Source organism: Vibrio sp. 1078-1, from assembly GCF_033340475.1.
Window position 1 is genome coordinate 15,960 of sequence record NZ_JAWOWM010000006.1, and the last position, 21,614, is coordinate 37,573.

Sequence of the window (21,614 nt, forward strand, 5' to 3'; positions counted from 1 at the left end):
CTGTACATCATGTTAGGAACCAGGTTATCGGATAGTATTGTTGATGTTTGTTCCATAAACATGCCATCTATTAGCTTGCCGAGAATTGGCTCAATATTGTGGTGTGATTTTTGCATTTTAGCTGTCAGTGTCGGGTCTTTTTGACCTTAGTTTGCCGCCAGTATTGCTGCCTGCCAGCGATATACTCAGAGCCACGAGAACGAGAGTTTCTAAATGAGTGTGAATTTGTCCCATGTATCTGCGACTACCAAGACGCCAGTTTCTGATGTGTCCGCTAAAGCGTCCGCAGAGAGCACTGAGAGCAAGGGATTTTTAGAAACGTTAACCGATGCGTTTGCTGGTAAACAAAAGCCCGAAAAAGTAGCAACAGAATCGACAGTGGTTGAAGAAAAAGAAAGAGCGGATGTAGGCAGTACTTCTTCTGCTAACGTCTCGGACGAATTGTTGGCGCAAGAAAGCCAAGAATCCGTCAGTGACGAGCCCCATGGTTTTGATGAAATATCAGCAAACAAACCGAATGCAACCTTAAGTGAAGAAGCAAGTTTACAAAAGGCGAGTAACAGCACACCTTTGGAGAATGATGTTGAAGCTATTGAAAAAGTGAAATCAACATCAATCGATACGAGCAACCCATCAAATACAGTGGACGTAAAAAGCACGATGGGCGAAGGACAACAGCTTCTTGGTCGAATTGAACAAGCGAATCAAACCCTGAATGCGAGTAATGCATCCATCGATAGTGGCAAAGTTTTGCCTCAGAGAGCAAATTTAGTGCATTCGTTCCACGAGCAAGCAACCGTTTCGACAAACCTTGATGAGCTGGCTTTGAATGAAACGCCATTAGTTCATTCGCTTGAACAAGCACAGATGATCCCAGGACAAGACTTAGAGCCAATTTTAGATAAGAGTGGTCAACCTATCGATGTCGACAAACTCTCGTCTGAGTTTGCTGCTTGGCAAGAGCTAGCGAAACAAGCCAGCCATCCGACGACTAAGAGCGCAGTCAGTGGTGAAGTAGCTAATGATCTGTCGCCGTTGTTAACAGACGTTGATGGTTCCAACATCGACGCGCTTCCACGAGTCTCCTTGGATGAACTTGAAATTATAGATACCAAGTTGGCGCAAGGAAAACCACTGACTCAGCAAGAAGCTCAGATCATTGAAGGGTTGAAACAAGGAACGATCACGGCGGATATTCCTGAGCAAGACCTTGCCCAATTTGTTGCGCTCCCTAATGACATTAAACAGATTCTCGCAGAGCAACAAGTACAACATAATTTAACTCGCCAGGCTGGACCTATGGCAGTGTCTCAGCAAATCCAGCATACAGCGGCTCAAGTACCCCAGCCACAAACTGCTCATAGTGGAGAAAAAGTCGCATTATCTCCAACGCCTGATACGTTGATAGCCGCGCAAGTGCCGACGTCGCTTCAAGGTGTGAAAGACGGAGAGATTAGCCAGAAAGTAATGAACGCAGCATTGGCGACTGGTGCGCTAAAGGCGACTGCGGATAAACAAGATAAGCCGGACCTCCAACATGGCTTCGCTGGACAGCTTCAGGCTATGGCAGGTCAGCAAGGAATTAATGTGCAGCAACAAGCGCGTATTGATGCTGCACAACAAGCTCAGCTTCCGTTGCAACTAACTAAAGAGCTAGCCAACGAGCAAGTTGCGGAAAAAGTGCAAATGATGATGTCGAAGAATCTGAAAAATCTCGATATTCGTCTTGATCCACCAGAGTTAGGTCGTATGCAAATTCGTATGACCATGAATAACGACGTTGCCAATGTACATTTTACAGTGAACAACCCGCAAGCTCGTGACATTATTGAACAGACGCTCCCTCGTTTGAGAGAAATGCTAGCGCAACAAGGTATGCAGCTGGCTGATTCTTCCGTCCAGCAACAAAACAGCGGGCAACAGCAAGGTAGGTATACTGCTGAACAACATGGTCAAAGCGCGCAAAGTGGCGGTTTTTCTGGACAGTCCGAAGAGGGTTTTGAATCTGATGTCAATCTGGATTTGAATGTCGCTTCAAAGCGTGATGGAATTAGTTTTTACGCATAAAAGGCCGTTTAACGGCAATGGCATACGGTTACCAAGCAACTCACTAAAACGTCTTGGTAACTCAAAAGAACAATAAGAGACAAGAATGGCAGAAGAACAGTTACAAGGGGCCGATGCGCCGAAAGGAAAAAGCAAGTTACTTATCATCATCATCGCTGTTGTAGTATTACTACTTGGTGGCGGGGCAGCGGCATTTTTTCTAATGGGCTCTGATGAACCTGCTCAGGCTGAATCGTCTCAACAGGCTCAAGTGAAGGCATCGAATGCTGCGCCCATCGCGTATGTGAATCTTCCTCAGGCATTTGTATTTAACGTTACTGGGGATAGCCGCGATAGGCTGGTTCAAATTAAAGCGCAGTTAATGGTTCGCGGTGCAGAAAATGAAGAGTTGGCGCGGTATCATTCGCCACTGATTGAAAGCTCTATGCTATCAACGTTTGCTTCCGCGACGGTTGATCAATTGCGCTCTCCTACAGGACGAGTGGAATTGCGCGATCGTGCTTCCGAAGATATCAAAGCAGCGCTGAATGCTGCGGTCGGTAAGCCAGTGATTGAAAAAGTACTGTTTACAGATTTTGTTATTCAATAGGTAAAACGTGACCGATCTATTAAGCCAAGACGAAATTGATGCGCTATTGCATGGGGTTGACGATGTTGATGACGTCGATGAACCGATAGAAAACGACACTGAGGGTGCCGTCAATTTTGATTTCTCGTCGCAAGACAGAATCGTACGTGGTCGAATGCCGACGCTCGAACTTATCAACGAGCGCTTTGCACGGCACATGCGTATTAGTCTGTTTAATATGCTGCGTAAAACGGCAGAGGTGTCGATCAATGGCGTGCAGATGATGAAGTTTGGTGAATACCAGAACACATTGTACGTGCCAACCAGTTTGAACATGGTGCGTTTTCGTCCGTTAAAAGGCACTGCGTTGATCACCATGGAGGCTCGTTTAGTCTTTATTCTGGTAGAAAACTTCTTTGGCGGTGATGGTCGATTCCACGCCAAAATCGAAGGCCGCGAATTTACCCCAACGGAACGCCGCATCATTCAGTTGTTACTGAAAATTGTATTTGAAGATTATAAAGAAGCGTGGTCGCCAGTGATGGGGGTAGAGTTCGAATATCTCGACTCTGAAGTAAACCCAAGCATGGCAAACATTGTCAGCCCGACAGAAGTGATTGTCGTGAGTTCATTCCATATAGAAGTTGACGGCGGTGGCGGCGATTTTCATGTCGTTATGCCTTACTCCATGGTTGAGCCTATCCGTGAACTATTGGATGCAGGTGTTCAGTCCGACAAGATGGAAACGGACGTTCGCTGGAGCTCAGCACTACGTGAAGAGATCATGGATTGTCCGGTTAACTTCCGCGTGAACTTGCTCGAAAAAGACATTTCTTTGCGTGATCTCATGGAGCTGCAACCGGGCGACATCATCCCGATTGAAATGCCAGAACATGCGACGATGTTTGTAGAAGACCTACCGACCTATCGCGTAAAAATGGGTCGTTCGGAAGACAAATTAGCGGTGCAAATTTCTGAGGAAATTGAGCGCCCACATGTCGTCAAAACAGATTTAGCTTTCTTAGGTAAAGACATCATGTCCGAGCTTGAGAATGAAGACGATATAGACCATTAAGATACCTTATTAAACAGACATGCTATGGCATGAGTAAGGCGTAACACAGGATAGAAAAATGGAACCAAGTGACGATCAAAAGCTAGCAGACGAATGGGCAGCCGCTCTTGGCGAAGACCCGTCTGCCCCTTCTGTAGACGTAGATGAAGTATTGGCTGCGCCACTGGAAGAGCTAAAAGACACTTCAAGCCCAATTAGCGAAGATGAGCGTCGTAAACTCGACACTATTATGGATATCCCGGTGACGATTTCGATGGAAGTCGGTCGTTCTCAAATTAGCATTCGGAACCTGTTGCAGCTTAACCAAGGTTCGGTTGTTGAGTTGGATCGTCTAGCCGGTGAGTCGCTCGACGTATTGGTTAACGGTACTTTGATTGCTCACGGCGAAGTCGTGGTCGTCAACGATAAGTTTGGTATCCGTTTGACGGATGTGATCAGCCAAACTGAACGAATTAAGAAGCTGCGTTAAGATGAGTCGTTCAATCAAAATGCGATTGAAGCAAATCACTGGAGCACTGAGCTTAATGCTAAGTGCTCCTTATGCATTTGCTGCCGCACCAAATAATCTGGATCTTGCGACGACACTTGGCTCGCTTGTGCTTGTAATCGGCGTGATTCTTTTGCTGGCTTGGTTGCTGAAACGTATGCAAGTGCCAGCGATGGGACAACAAAAGGGCTTGCGTATAGTGAGTCAGTTGCCAGTGGGTACAAAAGAAAGAATCGCAGTAGTTCAAGTGGGTGAAGAACAGTTTTTGGTTGGGATTACTAGCCAATCGATCCAAACTTTAGCCAAGTTAGATAAGCCACTGAAAGAGGAAGAGTTGGCGACCAATGCTTTTGCGACTCAATTTAGCCAGCTGATTAAAAAACATGACAAAGGGTAATCCAATTCGTTTGCTCCTGAGTACGTTGTTACTTTTTGTCGGCGTGCTGTTTTCTTCATTTACCTTTGCTGAAGCAGAGGAGTCAGCGCTGCCAGATAACTTAGCCGATGGAAGTGGTGTTACAGTTCAGGCTATGCAAAGTGATACTGGTGCTAGCCGTGCTATGTCCGTTTCTAGTGGCGGTGGTATTCCAGCATTCACCATGACCACGAACCCTGATGGCAGTGAAGACTACTCGGTTACACTACAAATTTTAGCGTTAATGACCATGCTTGGCTTCTTGCCTGCCATGGTGATTCTGATGACCTCGTTCACTCGAATTGTGGTGGTGATGTCGATATTGCGTCAGGCAATGGGTTTGCAACAAACGCCTTCTAATCAGGTTATTATTGGTATTGCGCTGTTTTTGACCTTTTTTGTTATGTCTCCTGTCCTGAACGAAATCAACGACAAAGCTGTTCAGCCTTATTTGAACGAGCAAGTTACGGCGCGAGAAGCGTTTGATGCTGCACAAGCGCCAATGAAAGCATTTATGCTTAAGCAGACCCGAATCAAAGATTTGGAGACGTTCGTAACCATGTCAGGAGAGCAAGTCGAGAATCCAGAAGATGTGTCGATGGCGGTGTTGATTCCGGCTTTTATCACCTCAGAGCTAAAAACTGCATTCCAAATTGGCTTTATGCTCTTCTTGCCGTTTTTGATTATTGACCTTGTAGTCGCTTCGGTACTGATGGCAATGGGTATGATGATGTTGTCACCAATGATTGTTTCGTTGCCGTTCAAGTTGATGTTGTTCGTATTGGTCGATGGTTGGAACTTGATACTCTCGACACTTGCGGGCAGCTTTGCCCTTTAGATAAGCGCAGATAGAGGATAAGACATGACACCAGAAATGTTTGTCGAGCTTTTCCGTGAAGCACTTTGGATGGTGCTTATCATGGTCTGCGCTATTATCATCCCAAGCTTGCTTATCGGCCTTGTAGTTGCGATTTTTCAAGCTGCGACATCCATCAACGAACAAACATTGAGCTTCTTACCGCGTTTGATTGTCACGCTTTTGGCCCTGATGCTGTTTGGGCATTGGATGACGCAAATGTTGATGGAATATTTCTATGGCTTGATTGAACGCTTACCTCAGGTGCTTTATTAGAGGCGCCTATGGAGTACCCCACTAGCGTTGTCTTAGATTGGATCGCAAACTACTTCTGGCCCTATGTTCGTATCTCATCCATGTTGATGGTGATGACAGTAACCGGGGCCCGATTTGTTTCGCCAAGAATCCGCCTTTACCTCGGTTTAGCCATCACTTTCGCTGTCATGCCAGCCATCCCCGCCGTACCTCAGGACATTGAGCTACTCTCGTTTCGTGGCTTCATGACCATTGCCGAGCAAATGATCATCGGCATAGCGATGGGTATGGTTACTCAATTTATGATTCAAACCTTTGTCCTACTTGGTCAAATATTGGGTATGCAATCAAGTTTGGGCTTTGCTTCTATGGTTGATCCCGCAAATGGTCAGAACACGCCATTGCTTGGCCAGTTATTCATGTTCTTAACGACAATGTTTTTCCTTGCCACCGATGGACACTTAAAAATGCTGCAATTGGTGGTGTTCAGTTTTAAAACTTTGCCGATTGGCTCCGGCTCGCTCAACGCGGTTGATTTCCGTGAAATGGCAGGCTGGCTTGGTATTATGTTCCAAACTGCATTGAGTATGTCTCTATCCGGCATTATTGCACTACTGACCATTAACTTGTCGTTTGGTGTAATGACCCGTGCCGCACCACAGCTGAATATCTTCTCGCTTGGTTTTGCTTTTGCTTTGATGGTGGGTCTATTACTTTGTTGGTACATACTGGCTGGTCTATACAGTCATTATGAAATGTTCTGGACAGTGGGTGAGGCGCAGATTTGTCGGCTCATTCGCTTGGAGTGCTAAGATTTGGCAGAATCAGACGGTCAGGAACGCACCGAAGAAGCCACGCCCCGACGGTTACAACAAGCCAGAGAAAAGGGGCAGGTCGCTCGATCTAAAGAGCTTGCATCAGCATCTGTGCTGATCGTTGGCGCCATTTCATTGATGTGGTTTGGCGAGGCGTTAGCACGTTCATTGTTTTCCATCATGAGCCGTTTATTTGATCTTCAACGAGAAGAGATTTTCGATACTGCAAAACTGTTTGATATCGCTTTGGGCGCGATGAGTGATTTGTTGTTCCCACTATTTTTGGTGTTAGCGACATTGTTTACCGCCGCCATGATTGGAGCAGCAGGTGTGGGAGGAATCAGTTTTTCTGCCCAAGCGGCCATGCCCAAGCTGTCGAAAATGAATCCACTTAGCGGCTTAAAGCGAATGGTTGGCATGCAAAGCTGGGTAGAGTTGATCAAATCAATCCTTAAAGTGGTTCTGGTCACTGGTGTCGCCATCTATTTGATCCAAGCATCGCAGGCCGATCTGATTCAATTGAGCATGGATGTGTATCCGCAAAACATCTTCCATGCTTTAGATATTTTGCTGAACTTTATTTTGCTGATCAGTTGCTCGCTATTGATTGTGGTTGCCATCGATATTCCATTTCAAATTTGGCAGCACGCCGATCAGTTAAAAATGACCAAGCAAGAAGTCAAAGACGAATACAAAGAGACTGAAGGTAAGCCGGAAGTGAAAGGCCGTATTCGTATGTTGCAAAGGGAAGCGGCTCAACGTCGAATGATGGCGGACGTTCCTCAAGCTGATGTTATTGTTACTAACCCAGAGCACTTCTCGGTAGCGCTTCGTTATAAACAGAAGACAGACCGTGCGCCAGTCGTGATCGCTAAAGGTACTGACCACATGGCGATGAAGATTCGAGAAGTCGCCCGCGAACATGACATTACGATTGTGCCCGCACCACCTTTGGCTCGTGCGTTGTACCACACGACAGAGCTCGAGCAAGAGATCCCCGATGGGTTATTTACTGCCGTCGCTCAGGTTTTGGCATTTGTATTCCAATTGAAGCAATACCGAAAACGAGGTGGACAGCGCCCGAAAATTCAAGATTATGATTTGCCAATCCCGCCCGAGCACCGTCATTGATACGAAAAGCGGTAAAGCCTTAAAAAAGCTCGTTTGATCAAAAGCTAAGCTCTATTTGAGTGTTTAGTCATTATTTTGGCGCTAATTATGGTACATAGATTGCTTAAAACGCTTTAATTATCAACCCTACCTAAACTTTTAGGCTAAAGCGGTCGCGTATTAATAGTAAGAGCTTACGTGACGCTTCAATCGATTGAGATCTCTCGCAGTATGAAGTTAAGCCTGCCGTTTGCAGATAAATTGCCACGAATCCCTCAACGTGAAATGCCAGCTATTGGTGCTCCGGTGATGGTTTTGGCCACCCTAGCGATGGTGGTACTGCCGATTCCAGCATTTTTGCTGGATATGTTCTTCACCTTTAACATCGCGCTGTCGATGGTGGTGTTGTTAGTGACCGTTTACACACGTCGCCCTTTGGACTTCGCTGCTTTTCCAACGGTATTGCTGATCGCCACGTTGCTCCGCTTGGCTTTGAACGTTGCCTCGACTCGTGTCGTCTTACTGCATGGTCATGAAGGCGGTAATGCGGCAGGTAACGTAATTGAGGCGTTCGGTAACGTCGTTATTGGTGGTAACTACGCGGTCGGCCTAGTGGTTTTCCTCATCTTAATGATCATCAACTTTATGGTGGTGACCAAAGGTGCGGGTCGTATCTCTGAGGTAAGTGCTCGCTTTACGCTTGATGCGTTGCCGGGTAAGCAAATGGCGATTGATGCCGACTTGAATGCCGGATTGATAGACCAAGAGCAGGCAAGAGTTCGTCGTTTTGAAGTGACCAAAGAAGCGGATTTCTATGGCTCGATGGATGGTGCCTCGAAGTTCGTAAAAGGTGACGCGATTGCCGGTATTTTGATTCTGTTTATCAACATCGTCGGCGGTCTGTCGATCGGTATGGCGCAGTATGGATTGGGTTTCGGTGAAGCGATTGAAATCTATACCTTACTGACAATCGGTGATGGTTTGGTCGCACAAATCCCATCGCTATTGCTGTCGATTGCAGCGGCAATGATGGTGACGCGCCAAAACACCGATGAAGACATGGGGGAACAACTGGTCTTCCAGATGTTCGACAACCCAAAAGCGCTGATGATTACTGCGGCTATTCTTGGTGTGATGGGCATCGTACCGGGCATGCCACACTTTGCGTTTTTGAGCCTGGCAGTCGCGGCCGGTGCAGCGGCATATTTCATCGACAAACGGCAGAAGCAGAAAGCGAAAGAGCCCGCTTTACCAGCAACAGCAGACGAAGGTACAGAACCTTCCTCACAGCGCGAACTGTCTTGGGATGACGTCCAGCCAGTCGATATTATTGGCTTGGAAGTCGGTTATCGCTTAATCCCTTTGGTGGACAGAGACCAAGGTGGGGAACTGCTAGAGCGCGTAAAAGGCGTGCGTAAAAAGTTATCGCAAGATTTTGGGTTCCTAATTCCAGCGGTTCATATTCGTGACAATCTTGAGCTGACCCCAAACAGTTACCGAATTACATTGATGGGGGTTGCGGTGGGCGAAGCAGAGATTCGTCCGGATCAAGAGCTAGCGATTAACCCAGGTCAGGTGTATGGCATGATTGATGGTGAACCAACCATTGACCCTGCTTTTGGACTGGAAGCCGTATGGATCCGAGAAGATCAGCGTGAGCACGCGCAGGCTCTGGGTTATACGGTTGTTGATTCATCAACGGTATTAGCGACGCACCTAAGCCAGCTATTGACCAACAACGCATCACAGCTAATTGGCCATGAAGAAGTAGAGAATTTATTAGAAATGTTGGGACGCAGCGCGCCTAAGTTGGTCGAGAACTTTGTTCCTGACCAATTACCATTAGGTGTGGTGGTGAAAGTCCTACAAAACTTGTTAAACGAGGCCATTCCAATCCGCGATATTCGCACGATTGTTCAAACTTTGGCTGAGTACTCAAGTAAGAGTCAAGAAGCTGACATATTGACGGCAGCAGTTCGAATTAGTCTTAAACGTCTAATTGTTCAAGAAATCAATGGTATAGAGCCTGAGTTACCAGTGATCACCTTGATACCCGAACTGGAACAAATATTGCATCAAACTATGCAAGCATCAGGAGGCGAATCCGCGGGGATTGAACCGGGACTCGCTGAGCGATTGCAGTCTTCACTAAGCCAAGCGACACAGGAACAAGAACTGAAAGGCGAACCTGCCGTTCTGCTTACTTCCGGTGTATTACGCTCGACGTTGGCGAAATTTGTGAAGAACACAATACCTAATCTCCGGGTACTGTCTTACCAAGAAATCCCGGATGAAAAACAGATCAGAATTGTGCAAGCCGTGGGTAACTGATCTCACGCATCATTAATGGATTCATAGTTTGAAAATAAAGCGATTTTTTGCCAAAGACATGAGAACGGCGCTGCTCCAAGTGAAAGAGGACTTAGGCGCGGAAGCGGTGATCATGTCAAACAAGAAAGTGGCTGGTGGAGTAGCGATTGTTGCGGCGATAGATAGTGAATCTAATCCGTCTCAAGCAAGCGCAGCGTCACAGCAAAATCGCGGTGCTTCTCAATCGAATCGCTATAACGAACATCGTCAAATGTCATCGTCTTCTGCTGATCGTTACCAAGATCGTCATTTAGATGAAGATAAAATTAGCCTGAACAGTAATAACAGTAACAATGAAAAAACAGGCTCAATGACGCAGCGATTCGCTAATATGCTTAAGCAATATAGCGGTGGTGCAGCAGATGCTGACGATCACGTAGCAGAAAATGAAGATTCGCTCTCTGCTTTGCTGCAACGCCAAAATAAGCATCGCGACGGCTACAACCAAGAAAAGCCAGCGCCATATCAACCAGATTCACCTTTGGCGAAGCTAATCGCACAGGACAATCGATTTGAACGTCCGACGCCCAAGCTGGACCCGACGCGCTATGACCGACGTCGCCCAAGTGATGAGCGTGACGAATCGGCCGATGAGCTAGAAAGCATGCGCGAAGAGATGACGTCAATTCGTCGTCTGTTGGAGCACCAAGTTTCTGGCCTGATGTGGCAAGAAGTAGAACGCCGTGAGCCGCTAAGAGCTATGCTGATTAAGCGCTTAGAGCGAATGGGCGTTTCTCCGGAGTTAGCAGACCAGATGGCCTGTTATATCCCGGAAGATACAAAGCCAGCGCGAGCGTGGAAAGCGTTATTGTCGCTGGTGGCGGATCAAATCAATATTCCTAAACAGGACATTTTAAAACGTGGTGGCGTAGTCGCATTGTTGGGTCCGACGGGGGTTGGGAAAACAACAACCGTAGCGAAACTCGCAGCACGCGCAGCCATGGAATACGGTGCCGACAATGTGGCCCTTGTGACAACAGACACATATCGCATAGGTGCACATGAGCAGCTCTCAATTTACGGAAGAATCATGGGTTGTCCCGTAAGAGTTGCTAAAGATTCTAACGAGTTAGCCGATGTTATATATCAGCTAAGAAACAGAAGACTGATTTTGGTCGATACGGCAGGGATGGGGCAACGAGATGTGAGGCTTTCCGAGCAGCTCGACACTCTAATGCAAGAGAGCGGAGAAGTGATTCACAGCTACCTTGTTTTGCCGGCTACCGCACAACGTCGTGTTCTACAAGAAACGCTGGATCACTTCCGACGTATACCACTTTCGGGTTGTATTATGACGAAGCTTGATGAGTCATTAAGCCTAGGCGAATTCATCAGTGTAGTGATTCAAAACGCAATGCCAGTAGCTTACATCGCTAATGGTCAGCGCGTACCAGAAGACATTGTGATAGCGCAACCAAAATATATGCTTGCGAAAGCAAATGAACTGTTAGAGAAGTCGACAGAGAACGAACCTCACTTTTGGAACAGTGACAGTGAAGGACTCTAAGGCGGCGGACTACTATGACTGAGAATATGATACACGATCAAGCAAGCGGCCTCCGTCGCTTAACACAACCATCGTTGACCAAAGTGATTGCTGTTACTGGCGGCAAAGGTGGTGTGGGGAAATCAAACGTAACACTGGGTCTGGCGATTTGTATGGCTCGCCAAGGCAAGAAGGTGATGGTTCTCGACGCTGATTTAGGTCTGGCCAATGTGGACGTGATGCTCGGAATTCGTGCAAAACGTAATCTAGGACATGTCTTAGCGGGTGAATGTGAGCTAAAAGATGCGATTGTCGAAGGGCCTTATGGTATAAAGATAATTCCTGCAACTTCTGGCACACAGAGCATGACAGAGCTTTCTCACGCTCAGCATGCCGGACTCATCCGAGCATTTGGTAGTCTTGAAGACGAAATGGATGTCCTGCTGATTGATACCGCTGCTGGTATCTCTGACATGGTAATCAGTTTTTCGCGAGCAGCTCAAGATGTGGTTGTAGTTGTGTGTGATGAACCGACGTCAATCACAGATGCCTATGCATTAATCAAGCTGTTGAGTAAAGAACACCAAGTTCAACGCTTTAAAGTTGTAGCAAATATGGTCAGAAGCTACCGTGAAGGGCGAGAATTGTTTGCAAAGTTGACACTAGTCACAGAGCGATTCTTGAATGTTAGCCTTGAACTCGTAGCATGTATTCCATTAGATGATAAAGTACGACAGGCTGTAAAAAGACAAAAAATTGTCGTTGATGCGTTCCCACGCTCGCCTGCCGCTTTAGCTATCAGCTCACTAGCAAACAAAGCGTTGACGTGGCCACTACCGAAAACACCAAGTGGACACTTGGAATTTTTTGTGGAAAGGTTGCTAAATCGTACCGAATTCGCAGAGGACCCTTTTGGTGAATAAAGCGATAACCTATGACCAACATGGCAAATTTAATAGCCAGCAGGCGTTCATTGAACGTTATTCAGTGTTGGTTAAGCGCATTGCTCACCACCTACTAGGCCGTTTACCGCCGAGTGTTCAGGTAGAGGATTTAATTCAGGCCGGCATGATCGGTCTTATCGAAGCTCAGCAGAATTATGATGGTTCTAAAGGTGCGAGCTTTGAAACTTATGCAGGTATCCGTATTCGTGGCGCAATGTTAGATGACATGCGTAAAGGCGATTGGGTACCGCGTTCTGTTCATAAAAATAATCGAGAGATTAACCAAGCGATTGCGGAGCTGGAAGGCGAATTAAATCGAGATCCTACTGATTCTGAAGTAGCCACGCATCTCGGTATGACACTGGATCAATATCATAGTGCTCTTACCGATATCAACTGCTCAAAATTAGTCGGTATTGAAGATTTAGGCGTTTCTGATGATGTGATTTCACCGGCGGATGAAACCGATGACAGCAACCCATTCAAAGGGGTAGTTGATGAATCATTTCGAAAAGCACTGGTTGAATCAATAAAACAGCTTCCAGAGCGTGAAGCTTTGGTTCTTTCGCTTTATTATGATGAAGAACTCAATTTGAAAGAAATTGGCGATGTGTTAGGCGTAAGCGAATCTCGCGTAAGTCAAATACTGAGTCAAGCGATGCAACGTTTACGTACCAAGCTCAGTGCGTGGACACAAAATGACTAAAAACACTGATTTTACGATTCAGTGGAGGCAATTTTGAATAAAAACATGAAGATCCTTATTGTTGATGATTTCTCAACAATGCGCCGTATTGTTAAAAACCTGCTTCGTGACTTGGGTTTCAATAACACTCAAGAAGCGGACGATGGTTTAACCGCATTACCAATGCTGAAAAAAGGTGACTTCGATTTTGTTGTAACTGACTGGAACATGCCAGGTATGCAAGGCATCGATTTGCTTAAACACATCCGCGCGGATGCAGAACTTAAGCATCTGCCAGTTCTAATGATCACGGCTGAAGCGAAGCGTGAGCAGATCATTGAAGCTGCTCAAGCAGGTGTAAACGGCTACATTGTTAAGCCATTTACTGCTGCAACATTAAAAGAAAAATTAGATAAAATTTTCGAGCGTTTATAACTCTCTCTTTCTCTTTGTTATTCGAGTCATTCATACCAATTATTAAATACCTATTAAATGACTCGTTTAGCGTTTTCAAAGTGATAAGAAGAACTAAACGTAAAAGGGTCTATTCAGAATGATCTCACTAGAGCAGGCGAAGTCACTCGTTCAAATGCTAGAAAACGGGGAACAAGACCAAGCCAATATGCTTGTTGCCTCGATCTACGAAGGTGCCGATAACCCAATGCTGCAAGAAATTGGAGCGTTAACTCGAGACCTTCACGAATCACTCAAGCAGTTCAGTCTCGATCAGCGCATGACCGAAATTGCGAAAGACGAAATCCCTAACGCTAGGGATCGTCTCAATTATGTGATCGAGAAGACAGAGCTTGCAGCCAACAAAACAATGGATGCGGTCGACTGCTGCCTTCCTATCGCTGATAACCTGCATGATTGCCTTCTAAAAGTTCGTCCTCAATGGAATGAACTCATGCACGGGCGCATAGAATTAAGCGAATTTAAAGCACTGTGCCACCGAATTGACGGGCTATTAGTGCAAGTCGAAGGTGACAGCACTGAATTGCGCGGCCAATTGACCGAAATTCTCATGGCGCAAGACTTCCAAGACCTAACTGGCCAAATCATTCGCCGCGTAATTACGTTGGTTAATGAAGTTGAAGGCCGCTTAGTGGAAATCCTAACCGTATTCTCTGGAAATAAACTTGAAGAACACATTCAAGTTTTGTCAGAACCGGCAGATAAAAAGAATACACAAACAAGCGAAGCCGAAGGCCCGATTCTTCATCCAGAACTGAGAGAAGATGCGGTTTCATCGCAGGACGAAGTCGATGACTTGTTGTCCAGTCTTGGATTTTAAAGGTAACGTATGAGCTACGATTTAGACGAAGATATTCTTCAGGACTTTCTCATTGAGGCTGGGGAAATTCTCGAGCTGCTTTCTGAGCAGTTGGTTGAATTGGAAAATAACCCAGAAGACAAAGACTTACTTAATGCTATTTTCCGCGGGTTTCATACCGTAAAAGGCGGTGCCGGCTTCCTTTCATTGGCAGAGCTAGTCGATACTTGTCATGGTGCGGAGAACGTGTTCGACGTTTTACGAAACGGTCAACGCACGGTAACGCAAAACTTAATGGATACGATGCTAAAAGCCTTGGATACGGTTAATACCCAGTTCCAGGCTGTTCAAGATCGTGAGCCGTTAGAAGCTGCGGACCCTGAGCTTCTTGAAGAACTTCATCGTCTATGCAAACCTGAGTCAGAAGATGAAGTAGCGGCAACCGTAGTTGAAGAACCAGTGGCTACTCCAGAACCTATTATTCCCGAGCCTATCATCGAAGAACCTGCTGCACCGTCAGCACCATCAAGTGTCGGCTCTGTTGATGAAATTACCCAAGACGAATTCGAAAAGCTATTGGATGAGCTTCATGGTAAAGGTTCAGCGCCAGGCAACTCAATGTCTGCGACACCTACAACGCCATCTGAACCGCCTCAATCGAGTGCACCATCAGTTGAAAGTGGTGATATCACTGATGATGAGTTTGAACGTTTACTCGATGAACTGCACGGTGTAGGAAAAAGCCCTTCTACGGCAGAGGCTGCTGCATCTGTACCAGTAGAGCCACCTAAAGCGGCAGAGCCTTCCGCTCCAGTGGCATCTTCATCAAATCAAGACAGTGACTTAATGACGGACGAAGAGTTCGAAAAGTTACTCGATGAGCTACATGGTTCAGGTAAAGGTCCAACGCTAGAAGAATTGGACATGGCAACGAAGCCTGCTTCAGCAAACGTAGAGCAAAGCCCTGCGAAACCTGAGCCTGTTGCTAAGCCAGCACCTGTTCAAGCAGCGCCAGCACCAAAGCCAGAATCTAAACCAGTCGCGGTAAAAGAAGAAGCCAAAGCACCAGCGGTTAAAAAACCTCAGGCTGAAGCAACCGTTCGTGTTGATACCTCGACGCTTGATACCATCATGAACATGGTGGGTGAGCTCGTATTGGTGCGTAACCGTCTACTAAGCCTTGGTTTGAATAGCGACAACGAAGAGATGTCCAAAGCGGTCGCTAACCTTGATGTGGTAACTGCGGATCTACAAGGCGCGGTAATGAAAACGCGTATGCAGCCAATTAAGAAAGTGTTTGGCCGTTTCCCACGCGTTGTCCGTGACTTGGCTCGTAACCTAAATAAAGACATCGTGCTAGAAATGCGCGGTGAAGAAACCGATCTCGATAAAAACCTTGTAGAAGCATTGGCCGATCCGTTGATTCACTTGGTGCGTAACTCGGTTGATCACGGTATTGAAATGCCAGACGCACGCGCGAAGGCAGGCAAATCACGCACAGGTAAAGTGATTTTGTCAGCATCGCAAGAAGGGGACCATATTGAACTATCCATCGTAGATGATGGTGGCGGTATGGACCCGAACAAACTGCGTGGCATCGCGGTGAAGCGTGGCATGATGGATGAAGATGCGGCGGCACGTTTAACAGATAAAGAGTGCTTCAACCTTATCTTCGCACCTGGCTTCTCAAGTAAAGATAAAATTTCTGACATTTCTGGTCGTGGTGTGGGTATGGACGTGGTTAAGACGGCGATCAATACCTTAAACGGTTCAATCGATATCGATTCTGAGCTAGGCAAGGGCACTAAGATTACGATCAAAGTACCACTAACGTTAGCGATTTTACCGACTCTGATGGTTGGTGTTGGCGGTCATCCTTTTGCTCTACCACTGGCTTCGGTGAGTGAAATTTTCCACTTGGATCTTAGTCGTACAAACGTGGTAGATGGTCAGCTGACGATCATTGTGCGTGAGAAATCTATCCCACTATTTTACTTACAAAACTGGTTGGCATCCAAATCGCAAAACGTTCAAGAGCGTACTGGTCACGGTCACGTGGTGATTGTACAGATTGGTAACCAGCGCGTTGGTTTTGTTGTGGATACGCTTATTGGTCAAGAAGAAGTGGTTATTAAGCCACTCGATAATCTATTACAAGGCACTCCAGGTATGGCTGGTGCGACAATTACTAGCGATGGCCATATTGCATTAATTCTAGATGTGCCTGATTTACTTAAGCGATATGCTGCGGCTTCACGCCTTTAAGCAAAGCTGACGTTATTAAAAGGAATAAGATGGCGATTAAAGTACTAGTCGTTGATGATTCGAGTTTTTTCCGACGTCGCGTGAGCGAAATCATCAACTCAGAATCGCGCCTAGAAGTGATTGACGTTGCGGTAAATGGTAGAGAGGCGGTTGAGAAAGCCAAATCTCTCAAACCTGACGTCATCACGATGGATATTGAAATGCCAGTGATGGATGGCATTACAGCTGTACGTGAAATTATGGCCGCTGCTCCAACGCCAATTCTAATGTTTTCGTCCCTGACCCACGACGGGGCGAAAGCTACGCTTGATGCGCTAGATGCGGGCGCATTGGACTTCTTACCGAAAAAGTTTGAGGACATTGCGCGTAACCGTGAAGAAGCGGTGTCATTACTTCAACAGCGTGTGATTCAGATTGCCTCGAAGCGCGCTTTCATGCGTCGACCTATCGCTCGCCCAACAGCGAGTACCAGCACGACTACTCGATCATTAGGTTCAAGAACGGCTTCACCTGTGACTCCAACACCAACTCGACCTGCTGCGACAAAGTACCGTGCTTCTGGTAAGAAGTATCAACTGACGGCAATTGGCACATCAACAGGTGGCCCCGTTGCTCTACAAAAAATTCTGACGCGTTTGCCGATGAACTATCCGCATCCGATTGTATTGATTCAACACATGCCAGCAACGTTTACTGCTGCGTTTGCCAGTCGTTTGAACACCTTGTGTAAGATTCAAGTGAAAGAAGCACAAGATGGCGATGTGTTACAGCCCGGTGTGGCATACCTTGCACCAGGTGGGAAACAAATGATGGTAGATGGACGAGCGGGCGCTGCTCGTCTTCGCATTATTGATGGCGGTGATCGCATGAACTACAAACCATGTGTGGATGTGACTTTTGGTTCTGCCGCAAAAGTATATGGCGACAAAGTGCTCTCTTTAGTGTTGACAGGCATGGGTGCAGACGGTCGTGAGGGCGCTCGCATGTTGAAGTCTTCAGGCTCAACAATTTGGGCACAAGATGAAGAAAGTTGTGTTGTTTATGGCATGCCCCAAGCGGTTGCTAAAGCAGGCATTTCTTCAGAAGATTTACCGCTTGACCGCATTGCTGAACGCATGTTGGTGGAAGTTGGCCTAGCTTAGGATTCATCATGATTGTTTGGAGTGTAGCTAACCAGAAAGGAGGCGTGGGTAAAACCACCTCAACAGTGACATTGGCGGGCTTATTGAGCCAGAAAGGCCATCGAGTATTGATGGTTGATACTGATCCTCACGCCTCACTGACTACTTATCTCGGTTATGATCCTGATGCAGTAACTTCGAGCCTATTTGATTTATTCCAGTTGAAGACGTTTTCTCGTGAGACGGTTAAGCCGTTGATTTTAGAAACAGAGCTGGAAGGAATGGATATCATTCCCGCGCATATGTCCCTTGCCACGCTTGATCGCGTAATGGGTAATCGCAGTGGTATGGGATTAATCTTAAAACGGGCGCTGCAAACTGTCTCACAAGACTATGACTATGTGTTGATTGATTGTCCGCCAATCCTTGGCGTGATGATGGTGAACGCGTTGGCAGCCAGTGACCGAATTTTGATTCCTGTTCAAACAGAGTTTTTGGCGATGAAAGGTCTAGAGCGCATGATGCGTACGCTAACCATTATGCAAAAATCTCGCCCGGGCGGTTTCAAAGTGACTATCGTCCCAACCATGTACGATAAGCGCACGAAAGCGTCATTGCAGACATTGATGCAACTGAAAAAAGATTACCCAAATCAAGTGTGGACCTCAGCGGTGCCTATTGATACCAAGTTCCGCGATGCCAGTTTAAAGCACTTGCCAGCGTCGCATTTTGCATCTGGTAGTCGTGGTGTGTTTGCCTATAAACAGCTACTGATTTATCTGGAGAGGTTGGCGTTCGATGAGCAGTAATGATGTGCTGTCCAGTGAACAAGCACTTGATGACTACTTTAATGCATTACTGGATGATGAAACTGAAATAACGACTCTTGAGGAAGACCTTGACCTGTTGGCTCAAGAAGTATCATCTGCAGAGCCAGAGCCAGAGCCAGAGCCAGAGCCAGAGCCAGAGCCAGAGCCAGAGCCAGAGCCAGAGCCAGAGCCAGAGCCAGAATTACAGCTACAATACTCGGAGCCAGAAACGTACCAGTTTCAAGAAACATATCCGCCAGAGTTGGAAGCTCCAAACCTGGAAGATGTTCAAAGGCTATTAAGTCAGCTTGAAGCAAGCAACCCAGTGGCTGAGTTGGATATTGATAGTATTCTTGAACAAAATACGATTGATATTGCCGCAGAGATAAAAGCGGCTGAGCCTGAGGTACAAACCTTTAGTGAGGTGCCTGAGCTTCAGGGTGTTGAGGAAATACAGGACTGGGTGATTGATGAGCCAGTTTTTGAGGAAGCGCAACCAGAGGTGGATGAACCTCACGCAGTGATCGAACAAAGTATCAATATAGAATCGAACGTCGATACTGAACTCGAAACACAAGCAGATTCCGATATACCAACGGTCTGGGAAAGCACGAAGCGAAGTGAGGACTTCCAAGTTCTTTACTTTGATGTGAATGGTGTCACGTTTGCTGTACCTCTTGATGAATTAGGTGGTATTCATCGCATTAGCGAGCTTAACCATTTGATAGGAAAACCCGCCTGGTATTTGGGGCTACAAACAAATCGCGAGCAGCAGTTTGATGTCATCGATACCGCGAAATGGGTGATGGCAGATAAGCTTCGTGATGATAGCTATAAAGATAACTACCAATATGTCGTCATGCTTGGTGAGAGCATGTGGGGGTTGGCCAGTAACCAATTAATGGGGACTGAAACGCTTAATATCGACAAGGTTCGCTGGCGTGAGCAGGCGGGTAAACGCCCTTGGCTAGCGGGCATGGTAAAAGAAAAAATGTGTGCCTTAATTCATGTCCAGGCGCTCATTGACATGCTAAACGCCGGTTTAGATGTCAAATCACTGAATTAGATTTAAGTCGGGAACGACATTAACGAGGATTAACTATGTCTCAAGCTTTTGAAGTAGAAGTGAAGAAAGATGCATCGAATGACGAAGTTCTTCAGTGGGTGACGTTCCAGCTAGAAGAAGAAACGTACGGCATCAACGTAATGCAAGTTCGTGAAGTACTTCGTTATACTGAAATTGCCCCTGTTCCAGGTGCACCAGATTATGTACTTGGTATCATCAACCTACGCGGTAATGTAGTTACTGTTATCGATACACGTTCACGTTTTGGCCTGATGGAAGGCGAAGTCACCGACAACACTCGTATTATTGTGATCGAGTCTGAGCGTCAAGTGATTGGTATCTTAGTAGATAGCGTGGCAGAAGTCGTTTATCTGCGTTCTTCTGAAATTGATACGACGCCTTCAGTTGGTACCGACGAGAGTGCGAAGTTCATCCAGGGTGTGAGCAACCGTGACGGCAAGCTTCTTATCCTTGTGGATTTGAACAAGCTGCTAACAGATGACGAGTGGGACGAGATGGCTCACCTTTAATGGCTGAATGATGATGGCTGAAGAGACTCTTTTATCTGCTCCATTCCTTGCGGGTGGCGTCGCTTTTATCGTGTTAGTATTGGTTGTTTTGCAACTGCGGATTCGCTCGGGGTTACAAAAGCAGTTAGACCAACAACGAGCTCAATCTCGACACGCAGATAAAGAAGTGCAAAAGTTGAGTAAGCAGTTACTCGAAGTGCGCTCGGTTGTCGTTGGTCTTGGGCAAAAAGTGACGGAGCAACAAGACATTATCCAGCACTTAAACGAGAGAATTCGCGAACTCGAACACGCTGATACTGATGGTCGCTTGTACAGTCGCGCTTCTAAAATGGTACAGCTTGGCGCTGATATCAACGAGCTGATTGAAGAGTGCGAACTACCAAAAGCCGAAGCTGAGTTGATGCTTTCACTGCAGAAGAAACTGGCAGGGAAAGAGAAGATTCCACCATTAAGTGGTCAGCCATCAGATGACGCAGAATATCCAGCGCGTGGACGTCGTCGACGCTAAAGGTTATCAAGCGATAAAAAAGAGGCGTTATTACGCCTCTTTTTTTGTTTTTAGCCGCTAATGCTCTTCTTAAATACACCCCTAGATAACCTTCAGTCGATCTTGCTCTTAGCTCTGGCCTCTCAAATTCAAAATGAGCGCTTATAACTACTTATAGTTAATTTTATTAAAGTGTGATGATTAATTAACAAAAATACATGAACTTACATGTAACCTAGCCCTCTTATCCTGTTTTGTCATAACTAAGCTGTGCTAATATAGCGGCTCGTTCATTTTTTAGTTGAAGCTCTATGTTAGAAGTGTCTAACCTGACAGCAATCCGTGATGAAAGGGTTCTGTTTGAAAACCTGCAGTTTGAAATTAAGCCTGGTGAATTGGTCCAGATCGAAGGGCGTAATGGTACTGGTAAAACTACATTGCTACGGATTGTGACAGGGTTAGGTGATAGAGAAGAAGGTGTCATTAAATGGAAAGGCGAAGAGGTTGAAAAATCTCGTGATGTTTTCCATCAAGATCTGCTTTTCTTAGGACATCAAACAGGAGTGAAACGAGAGCTTACCGCATTAGAAAACTTACGTTTTTATCAATCTATTCAAAATAATCGCTCTTCAGACGAAGAAATCTTCATCGCTTTGACTCAAGTAGGATTAGCTGGCCGAGAAGATGTGCCTGTAGCACAACTTTCCGCAGGTCAGCAACGACGAGTCGCATTGGCAAGGTTATGGCTCAGTAAGCAAATTTTATGGATCTTAGATGAGCCGTTGACTGCCATTGATAAGCAAGGTGTCAAGGTGCTTGAATCTTTGTTCGCAAGTCATGCTGATAATGGCGGTATTGTTGTGTTGACGACGCATCAAGATATGTTTGCGGACAGCCCGAAACTTAGAAAAATAAAGCTGGGTGACTGAT

22 protein-coding genes are annotated in these 21,614 nt (G+C 46.2%); all 22 read left to right on the forward strand.

Annotation, left to right across the window (positions count from 1 at the left end):
- The first annotated feature begins 213 nt into the window (after positions 1-213).
- The 22 genes from R7190_RS13490 to ccmA all read left to right on the forward strand — a co-directional run bounded on the left by R7190_RS13490 (position 214) and on the right by ccmA (position 21,613).
- A complete protein-coding gene (locus tag R7190_RS13490; RefSeq protein WP_213986431.1) occupies positions 214-2,067 on the forward strand; it encodes a flagellar hook-length control protein FliK in 1,854 nt (617 codons plus the stop codon).
- A gap of 85 nt (positions 2,068-2,152) precedes the next feature.
- Positions 2,153-2,656: a flagellar basal body-associated protein FliL gene (gene fliL, locus R7190_RS13495; protein WP_104975528.1), complete on the forward strand. Its 504-nt coding sequence runs from the start codon at positions 2,153-2,155 to the stop codon at positions 2,654-2,656.
- Between the two features lie 7 nt (positions 2,657-2,663).
- On the forward strand, positions 2,664-3,710 hold the full coding sequence (fliM, locus tag R7190_RS13500; protein ID WP_017635951.1) for a flagellar motor switch protein FliM: 1,047 nt from the start codon (positions 2,664-2,666) through the stop codon (positions 3,708-3,710).
- Positions 3,711-3,768: 58 nt separating this feature from the next.
- A complete protein-coding gene (fliN, locus tag R7190_RS13505) occupies positions 3,769-4,179 on the forward strand; it encodes a flagellar motor switch protein FliN (RefSeq protein ID WP_005380479.1) in 411 nt (136 codons plus the stop codon).
- A gap of 1 nt (position 4,180) precedes the next feature.
- Positions 4,181-4,594, forward strand: coding sequence for a flagellar biosynthetic protein FliO (fliO, locus tag R7190_RS13510; protein ID WP_005380480.1), 414 nt, complete (start codon positions 4,181-4,183; stop codon positions 4,592-4,594).
- Positions 4,581-5,450 carry a flagellar type III secretion system pore protein FliP gene (fliP, locus tag R7190_RS13515; protein WP_005394311.1) on the forward strand — a complete coding sequence of 290 codons (870 nt, stop codon included), beginning with the start codon at positions 4,581-4,583 and terminating at the stop codon, positions 5,448-5,450. The genes fliO and fliP overlap by 14 nt, the downstream gene beginning before the upstream one ends.
- Positions 5,451-5,474: 24 nt before the next feature.
- Entirely contained in the window at positions 5,475-5,744 is a 270-nt protein-coding gene (fliQ, locus tag R7190_RS13520; protein ID WP_005380488.1) for a flagellar biosynthesis protein FliQ, read from the forward strand.
- An 8-nt stretch (positions 5,745-5,752) separates the two neighbouring features.
- Positions 5,753-6,535 carry a flagellar biosynthetic protein FliR gene (fliR, locus tag R7190_RS13525; RefSeq protein WP_005384463.1) on the forward strand — a complete coding sequence of 261 codons (783 nt, stop codon included), beginning with the start codon at positions 5,753-5,755 and terminating at the stop codon, positions 6,533-6,535.
- Between the two features lie 3 nt (positions 6,536-6,538).
- Positions 6,539-7,669: a flagellar biosynthesis protein FlhB gene (gene flhB / locus R7190_RS13530; RefSeq protein WP_005380490.1), complete on the forward strand. Its 1,131-nt coding sequence runs from the start codon at positions 6,539-6,541 to the stop codon at positions 7,667-7,669.
- A gap of 210 nt (positions 7,670-7,879) precedes the next feature.
- Positions 7,880-9,979, forward strand: a complete 2,100-nt coding sequence (gene flhA / locus R7190_RS13535; RefSeq protein ID WP_025998722.1) for a flagellar biosynthesis protein FlhA — start codon at positions 7,880-7,882, stop codon at positions 9,977-9,979.
- 28 nt (positions 9,980-10,007) lie between these two features.
- Positions 10,008-11,525, forward strand: a complete 1,518-nt coding sequence (gene flhF / locus R7190_RS13540) for a flagellar biosynthesis protein FlhF (protein ID WP_085569739.1) — start codon at positions 10,008-10,010, stop codon at positions 11,523-11,525.
- Positions 11,526-11,539: 14 nt separating this feature from the next.
- A complete protein-coding gene (locus R7190_RS13545) occupies positions 11,540-12,427 on the forward strand; it encodes a MinD/ParA family protein (protein WP_005380498.1) in 888 nt (295 codons plus the stop codon).
- Entirely contained in the window at positions 12,420-13,154 is a 735-nt protein-coding gene (locus R7190_RS13550) for an RNA polymerase sigma factor FliA (RefSeq protein WP_005380499.1), read from the forward strand. Before R7190_RS13545 ends, R7190_RS13550 begins: the two co-directional genes overlap by 8 nt.
- Before the next feature lie 45 nt (positions 13,155-13,199).
- Complete coding sequence (gene cheY, locus R7190_RS13555) at positions 13,200-13,568, forward strand: chemotaxis response regulator CheY (RefSeq protein ID WP_017635949.1); 369 nt, start codon at positions 13,200-13,202, stop codon at positions 13,566-13,568.
- A 118-nt stretch (positions 13,569-13,686) separates the two neighbouring features.
- Positions 13,687-14,427, forward strand: coding sequence for a protein phosphatase CheZ (locus tag R7190_RS13560; protein ID WP_005380502.1), 741 nt, complete (start codon positions 13,687-13,689; stop codon positions 14,425-14,427).
- A gap of 9 nt (positions 14,428-14,436) precedes the next feature.
- On the forward strand, positions 14,437-16,671 hold the full coding sequence (locus R7190_RS13565; protein ID WP_186584733.1) for a chemotaxis protein CheA: 2,235 nt from the start codon (positions 14,437-14,439) through the stop codon (positions 16,669-16,671).
- Positions 16,672-16,700: 29 nt separating this feature from the next.
- Positions 16,701-17,813 carry a protein-glutamate methylesterase/protein-glutamine glutaminase gene (locus R7190_RS13570; RefSeq protein WP_005380504.1) on the forward strand — a complete coding sequence of 371 codons (1,113 nt, stop codon included), beginning with the start codon at positions 16,701-16,703 and terminating at the stop codon, positions 17,811-17,813.
- An 8-nt stretch (positions 17,814-17,821) separates the two neighbouring features.
- Positions 17,822-18,601, forward strand: a complete 780-nt coding sequence (locus R7190_RS13575; protein ID WP_005380505.1) for a ParA family protein — start codon at positions 17,822-17,824, stop codon at positions 18,599-18,601.
- Entirely contained in the window at positions 18,591-19,667 is a 1,077-nt protein-coding gene (locus R7190_RS13580; RefSeq protein ID WP_171344353.1) for a chemotaxis protein CheW, read from the forward strand. The genes R7190_RS13575 and R7190_RS13580 overlap by 11 nt, the downstream gene beginning before the upstream one ends.
- A gap of 35 nt (positions 19,668-19,702) precedes the next feature.
- Complete coding sequence (locus R7190_RS13585; RefSeq protein WP_005380507.1) at positions 19,703-20,197, forward strand: chemotaxis protein CheW; 495 nt, start codon at positions 19,703-19,705, stop codon at positions 20,195-20,197.
- Positions 20,198-20,210: 13 nt separating this feature from the next.
- Positions 20,211-20,705, forward strand: a complete 495-nt coding sequence (locus tag R7190_RS13590) for a DUF2802 domain-containing protein (RefSeq protein WP_025998721.1) — start codon at positions 20,211-20,213, stop codon at positions 20,703-20,705.
- Positions 20,706-20,995: 290 nt separating this feature from the next.
- On the forward strand, positions 20,996-21,613 hold the full coding sequence (gene ccmA / locus R7190_RS13595) for a cytochrome c biogenesis heme-transporting ATPase CcmA (RefSeq protein ID WP_005380511.1): 618 nt from the start codon (positions 20,996-20,998) through the stop codon (positions 21,611-21,613).
- Position 21,614 lies beyond the last annotated feature (1 nt).

Bases quoted from the DNA above. Each gene is read 5' to 3' on its own strand.
- fliO (WP_005380480.1), top strand. From the start codon at position 4,181: ATGAGTCGTTCAATCAAAATGCGATTGAAGCAAATCACTGGAGCACTG.
- flhA (WP_025998722.1), top strand. From the start codon at position 7,880: ATGAAGTTAAGCCTGCCGTTTGCAGATAAATTGCCACGAATCCCTCAA.
- R7190_RS13560 (WP_005380502.1), top strand. From the start codon at position 13,687: ATGATCTCACTAGAGCAGGCGAAGTCACTCGTTCAAATGCTAGAAAAC.
- R7190_RS13570 (WP_005380504.1), top strand. From the start codon at position 16,701: ATGGCGATTAAAGTACTAGTCGTTGATGATTCGAGTTTTTTCCGACGT.
- R7190_RS13590 (WP_025998721.1), top strand. From the start codon at position 20,211: ATGGCTGAAGAGACTCTTTTATCTGCTCCATTCCTTGCGGGTGGCGTC.
- fliL (WP_104975528.1), top strand. From the start codon at position 2,153: ATGGCAGAAGAACAGTTACAAGGGGCCGATGCGCCGAAAGGAAAAAGC.
- R7190_RS13565 (WP_186584733.1), top strand. From the start codon at position 14,437: ATGAGCTACGATTTAGACGAAGATATTCTTCAGGACTTTCTCATTGAG.
- R7190_RS13545 (WP_005380498.1), top strand. From the start codon at position 11,540: ATGACTGAGAATATGATACACGATCAAGCAAGCGGCCTCCGTCGCTTA.
- R7190_RS13490 (WP_213986431.1), top strand. From the start codon at position 214: ATGAGTGTGAATTTGTCCCATGTATCTGCGACTACCAAGACGCCAGTT.
- fliP (WP_005394311.1), top strand. From the start codon at position 4,581: ATGACAAAGGGTAATCCAATTCGTTTGCTCCTGAGTACGTTGTTACTT.
- R7190_RS13580 (WP_171344353.1), top strand. From the start codon at position 18,591: ATGAGCAGTAATGATGTGCTGTCCAGTGAACAAGCACTTGATGACTAC.
- cheY (WP_017635949.1), top strand. From the start codon at position 13,200: ATGAAGATCCTTATTGTTGATGATTTCTCAACAATGCGCCGTATTGTT.
- fliN (WP_005380479.1), top strand. From the start codon at position 3,769: ATGGAACCAAGTGACGATCAAAAGCTAGCAGACGAATGGGCAGCCGCT.
- R7190_RS13575 (WP_005380505.1), top strand. From the start codon at position 17,822: ATGATTGTTTGGAGTGTAGCTAACCAGAAAGGAGGCGTGGGTAAAACC.
- fliR (WP_005384463.1), top strand. From the start codon at position 5,753: ATGGAGTACCCCACTAGCGTTGTCTTAGATTGGATCGCAAACTACTTC.
- R7190_RS13585 (WP_005380507.1), top strand. From the start codon at position 19,703: ATGTCTCAAGCTTTTGAAGTAGAAGTGAAGAAAGATGCATCGAATGAC.
- fliQ (WP_005380488.1), top strand. From the start codon at position 5,475: ATGACACCAGAAATGTTTGTCGAGCTTTTCCGTGAAGCACTTTGGATG.
- ccmA (WP_005380511.1), top strand. From the start codon at position 20,996: ATGTTAGAAGTGTCTAACCTGACAGCAATCCGTGATGAAAGGGTTCTG.